Raw genomic sequence first — 5,813 nt, 5'->3', positions numbered from 1 at the left:
GGATAAAATTAGTTTGGCTAATATTTGGAACTGGGGAAAAAGATGGTATCTTTGCAGTCCCAAATCGAGAGACTCGGGAGCGAAGTAGAAGATTAGAAGACTGATAAGAACTGAGGTTGAGACTTGAAAAAGATTTAAAATTTCACTAAAAACATTTGGTCTTTAAGAAAATAGTTTATACTTTTGCAATCCCAAATCGAGAGAAGTGGGAAGCGCAGAAGAAATTAATTTGGATTAGATGGGATGAGGAATAAAGCTTACTAAAAAAAGTTTTAATTTTTCCTCAGAAACATTTGGCCAATTCAAAAATAGTTTATACTTTTGCACTCGCAATTCGGAACAAACGACAGAAAGAGTTTCCGGAAACAGCGAAAAGAAAAGAGATCATTGACATACAAATAACAACCAAAAAAGTAAGGAAAAACTAAAGCGTCAATTTTTTTGAGTGAGTCAGACAAACATACAATGGAGAGTTTGATCCTGGCTCAGGATGAACGCTAGCGGGAGGCCTAACACATGCAAGCCGAGCGGTAGAAGATCTTCGGATCTTTGAGAGCGGCGTACGGGTGCGTAACACGTGTGCAACCTACCTTTATCTGGGAGATAGCCTTTCGAAAGGAAGATTAATATCCCATAATATAATGATTGGCATCAATTATTATTGAAAGCTCCGGCGGATAGAGATGGGCACGCGCAAGATTAGATAGTTGGTGAGGTAACGGCTCACCAAGTCTGTGATCTTTAGGGGTCCTGAGAGGGAGATCCCCCACACTGGTACTGAGACACGGACCAGACTCCTACGGGAGGCAGCAGTGAGGAATATTGGACAATGGGTGAAAGCCTGATCCAGCCATCCCGCGTGAAGGATGACGGTCCTATGGATTGTAAACTTCTTTTGTACAGGAATAAACCTACTCTCGTGAGAGTAGCTGAAGGTACTGTACGAATAAGCACCGGCTAACTCCGTGCCAGCAGCCGCGGTAATACGGAGGGTGCAAGCGTTATCCGGATTTATTGGGTTTAAAGGGTCCGTAGGCGGGCCTGTAAGTCAGTGGTGAAATCTCATAGCTTAACTATGAAACTGCCATTGATACTGCAGGTCTTGAGTAAATTTGAAGTGGCTGGAATAAGTAGTGTAGCGGTGAAATGCATAGATATTACTTAGAACACCAATTGCGAAGGCAGGTCACTAAGATTTAACTGACGCTGATGGACGAAAGCGTGGGTAGCGAACAGGATTAGATACCCTGGTAGTCCACGCCGTAAACGATGCTAACTCGTTTTTGGATTTTCGGATTCAGAGACCAAGCGAAAGTGATAAGTTAGCCACCTGGGGAGTACGTCCGCAAGGATGAAACTCAAAGGAATTGACGGGGGCCCGCACAAGCGGTGGATTATGTGGTTTAATTCGATGATACGCGAGGAACCTTACCAAGACTTAAATGGGAAATGACAGGTTTAGAAATAGACCCTTCTTCGGACATTTTTCAAGGTGCTGCATGGTTGTCGTCAGCTCGTGCCGTGAGGTGTTAGGTTAAGTCCTGCAACGAGCGCAACCCCTGTCACTAGTTGCTAACATTCAGTTGAGGACTCTAGTGAGACTGCCTACGCAAGTAGAGAGGAAGGTGGGGATGACGTCAAATCATCACGGCCCTTACGTCTTGGGCCACACACGTAATACAATGGCCGGTACAGAGGGCAGCTACACAGCGATGTGATGCAAATCTCGAAAGCCGGTCTCAGTTCGGATTGGAGTCTGCAACTCGACTCTATGAAGCTGGAATCGCTAGTAATCGCGCATCAGCCATGGCGCGGTGAATACGTTCCCGGGCCTTGTACACACCGCCCGTCAAGCCATGGAAGTTTGGGGTACCTGAAGTCGGTGACCGTAAAAGGAGCTGCCTAGGGTAAAACAAGTAACTAGGGCTAAGTCGTAACAAGGTAGCCGTACCGGAAGGTGCGGCTGGAACATCTCATTTTAGAGCGTCTTTAGACGTTAAACAAACAAAACGGTACTTAAAGTACCAAGCACTTACTCAAAAGATGCTTTAGTTTTTTTACTTTGGTTGGTATTTAAAAAATAAACCCACTAGAAATTAGTACAAGGGAAGAGATAATTAACAATTATTAATTTATAATTATTAATTAAAAAGTCTCGTAGCTCAGCTGGTTAGAGCGCTACACTGATAATGTAGAGGTCGGCAGTTCGAGCCTGCCCGAGACTACTGATTTTGCAACTGGCAAATAGCTTATAGCTACTGGCAAGAAAGCCAAAAGCAATAAGGCAGCAGCCGACAGCAACTAGAGGGGAATTAGCTCAGCTGGCTAGAGCGCCTGCCTTGCACGCAGGAGGTCAAGGGTTCGACTCCCTTATTCTCCACCAGGTTATAGCAATATAACAAGAATAGAAGATATTTAAAATAAAATTACAGGATTATAGCCGATAGGGGCTAGAGCGTCCCGATTTATCGGGAAGATCAAGGGTTCGACTCCCTTATTCTCCACAGTATTATGAATCTGATTTAAAAGTTACGGATAGAGCCAAAAACAATATCTGTTCATCAGGGACCTAATAAGACTTAAAGATCATTGACATTAACGATAAGAACATCACAAAGAGAAAACCGAGCACTTACGGGTGCGAAAGTTTACAAAATAAAAAGCAACACGGTTGTGTTGTATTAAAAATACTGAACTAATTTTAAAATTAGGAAAGAAATCGTTAAGGGCGTATGGCGGATGCCTAGGCTTTCAGAGGCGACGAAGGACGTGGTAAGCTGCGAAAAGCTGCGGGGATCGGCACACACGAATTGATCCGCAGATGTCCGAATGGGGCAACCCGGCTGGTTGAAGACCAGTCACTCCGCAAGGAGAGCAAACCAGGAGAACTGAAACATCTAAGTACCCTGAGGAAAAGAAATCGAAGAGATTCCGTAAGTAGTGGCGAGCGAAAGCGGATTAGCCCAAAAGTCTTTATATGTTTAAAAGAACGTTCTGGAAAGAACGGCCGTAGAGGGTGATAGCCCCGTACTTGAAAGGCATACATAGATGATAAATGAGTAGGGCGGGACACGTGAAATCCTGTCTGAATATGGGGGGACCATCCTCCAAGGCTAAATACTCCTGAAAGACCGATAGTGAACAAGTACTGTGAAGGAAAGGTGAAAAGCACTTCGAATAGAAGGGTGAAAGAGAACCTGAAACCGTACGCCTACAAGCGGTCGGAGCCCACAAGTTGGGTGACGGCGTGCCTTTTGCATAATGAGCCTACGAGTTAATTTTACTAGCGAGCTTAAGCACTTCAGGTGCGGAGGCGGAGCGAAAGCGAGTCTGAATAGGGCGCATAGTTAGTAGGATTAGACGCGAAACCTTGTGATCTACCCATGGGCAGGTTGAAGCTTTGGTAACACAAAGTGGAGGACCGAACCGGTTGACGTTGAAAAGTCTTCGGATGACTTGTGGGTAGGGGTGAAAGGCCAATCAAACTGGGAGATAGCTCGTACTCCCCGAAATGCATTTAGGTGCAGCGTCGATGTTAAGTTTATTAGAGGTAGAGCTACTGATTGGATGCGGGGGAGTCAAATCCTACCAATTCCTGACAAACTCCGAATGCTAATAAATGTTCGTCGGCAGTGAGGGCATGGGTGCTAAGGTCCATGTCCGAGAGGGAAAGAACCCGGACCAACAGCTAAGGTCCCCAAATCTATACTAAGTTGAAATAACGCGGTTGAACTGCATTGACAGCTAGGATGTTGGCTTGGAAGCAGCCATTCATTTAAAGAGTGCGTAACAGCTCACTAGTCGAGCGGTTCGGCATGGATAATAATCGGGCATAAGTATAGTACCGAAGCTATGGATTTATAACTTTTGAGTTATATCTGGTAGGGGAGCATTCTGTTTGCACAGAAGCAGTATCGTGAGGTATTGTGGAGCGTACAGAAAAGAAAATGTAGGCATAAGTAACGATAAAGCGGGCGAGAAACCCGCTCACCGAAAGACTAAGGTTTCCTCAGCCATGCTAATCAGCTGAGGGTTAGTCGGGACCTAACGCGAACCCGAAAGGGGAAGTGGATGGACAATGGGTTAATATTCCCATACTTGCTCACACTAAAAAGGGGACGGATTTACGTACTTGCTGGAGACTGACGGAATAGTCAAGGCCTAGCCTTCGGGCGAAGCTGCTGCAGGGAAATAGATTCCAAGAAAAGCCGAAGTGAAGCAACCCGTACCAAAACCGACACAGGTAGTCGAGGAGAGAATCCTAAGGTGCTAGAGTGAATCATGGTTAAGGAACTAGGCAAAATAGTCTCGTAACTTCGGAAGAAGAGACGCCAGCAGCAATGCTGGCCGCAGTGAAGAGGCCCAGGCGACTGTTTATCAAAAACACAGGACTCTGCTAAATCGAAAGATGCTGTATAGGGTCTGACACCTGCCCGGTGCTGGAAGGTTAAGGAAGGTTGTTAGCAGCAATGCGAAGCAATTAACTGAAGCCCCAGTAAACGGCGGCCGTAACTATAACGGTCCTAAGGTAGCGAAATTCCTTGTCGGGTAAGTTCCGACCTGCACGAATGGTGTAACGATCTGGGCACTGTCTCAACCATGAGCTCTGTGAAATTGTAGTATCGGTGAAGATGCCGATTACCCGCAATGGGACGAAAAGACCCTGTGAACCTTTACTATAACTTCGTATTGACTTTGAGTAAGTAATGTGTAGGATAGGTGGGAGACTTTGAAGCTGGCACGCTAGTGTCGGTGGAGTCAACGTTGAAATACCACCCTTTACTTACTTGGAGCCTAACTTCTTAACGGAAGGACATTGCGTGGTGGGTAGTTTGACTGGGGTGGTCGCCTCCAAAAGAGTAACGGAGGCTTTCAAAGGTACCCTCAGCACGCTTGGTAACCGTGCGTAGAGTGTAATGGCATAAGGGTGCTTGACTGTGAGACCTACAAGTCGATCAGGTGCGAAAGCAGGACATAGTGATCCGGTGGTTCCGTATGGAAGGGCCATCGCTCATAGGATAAAAGGTACTCCGGGGATAACAGGCTAGTCTCCCCCAAGAGCTCACATCGACGGGGAGGTTCGGCACCTCGATGTCGGCTCGTCACATCCTGGGGCTGGAGAAGGTCCCAAGGGTTGGGCTGTTCGCCCATTAAAGTGGCACGCGAGCTGGGTTCAGAACGTCGTGAGACAGTTCGGTCTCTATCTATTGCGGGCGTTAGATGTTTGAGAGGGCTTGAATCTAGTACGAGAGGACCGATTTGAACAAACCTCTGGTGTATCTGTTGTTCCGCCAGGAGCACCGCAGAGTAGCTACGTTTGGAAAGGATAAGCACTGAAAGCATATAAGTGCGAAACCTGCCTCAAGATGAGACATCTTTTAAGGGTCGTTGGAGATGACAACGTTGATAGGCTATAGGTGTAAAGTCAGTAATGGCATAGCCGAGTAGTACTAATTACCCGTAGATTTATAGCCTAATTAGGCGCACTTCGTAAGTGCAGCACGGTTATCTCTTTGTGAACGTTTTTATCGATTTTTATATTGTAAAATGTAGAAAGTACAATGTAGTAAGTATTTAATTATACTTACCATTATACCCCACATCTTACTTTACCCATATACTTTGTACATATTACATTGTACAACTTTAACAACCTTTAGGGTGGTTTTAGCAGAGGGGCTCACCTGTTCCCATTCCGAACACAGAAGTTAAGCCCTCTAGCGCCGATGGTACTGCGTAAGCGGGAGAGTAGGTCGCCGCCAGTCTTTTTTAATCCTCAATCAAATCGATTGAGGATTTTTTTTGGTATAAAC

3 tRNA genes and 3 rRNA genes are annotated in these 5,813 nt (G+C 45.8%); all 6 read left to right on the top strand.

Annotated features, from left to right (window positions below):
- Nucleotides 1-462 precede the first annotated feature (462 nt).
- The 6 genes from KTV93_RS05445 (at nucleotide 463) to rrf (ending at nucleotide 5,765) form a co-directional block, all read left to right on the top strand.
- Nucleotides 463-1,979 (top strand): 16S ribosomal RNA (locus tag KTV93_RS05445).
- Nucleotides 1,980-2,151: 172 nt separating this feature from the next.
- Nucleotides 2,152-2,225: transfer RNA gene (locus tag KTV93_RS05440), tRNA-Ile, on the top strand.
- An 81-nt stretch (nucleotides 2,226-2,306) separates the two neighbouring features.
- Nucleotides 2,307-2,383 (top strand) — tRNA-Ala (locus KTV93_RS05435).
- Between the two features lie 48 nt (nucleotides 2,384-2,431).
- Nucleotides 2,432-2,504 (top strand) — tRNA-OTHER (locus KTV93_RS05430).
- 208 nt (nucleotides 2,505-2,712) lie between these two features.
- A 23S ribosomal RNA gene (locus tag KTV93_RS05425) occupies nucleotides 2,713-5,474 on the top strand.
- Nucleotides 5,475-5,657: 183 nt separating this feature from the next.
- A 5S ribosomal RNA gene (gene rrf / locus KTV93_RS05420) occupies nucleotides 5,658-5,765 on the top strand.
- The 16S, 23S and 5S rRNA genes sit together here with 3 tRNA genes alongside, the layout of an rRNA operon.
- Nucleotides 5,766-5,813 lie beyond the last annotated feature (48 nt).

Source organism: Kaistella faecalis, from assembly GCF_019195395.1.
Taxonomy (GTDB): Bacteria; Bacteroidota; Bacteroidia; order Flavobacteriales; family Weeksellaceae; genus Kaistella; species Kaistella faecalis.
The sequence above is the reverse complement of the archived record's forward strand: the minus strand, read 5'-3'. Positions and strand labels throughout refer to the sequence as shown.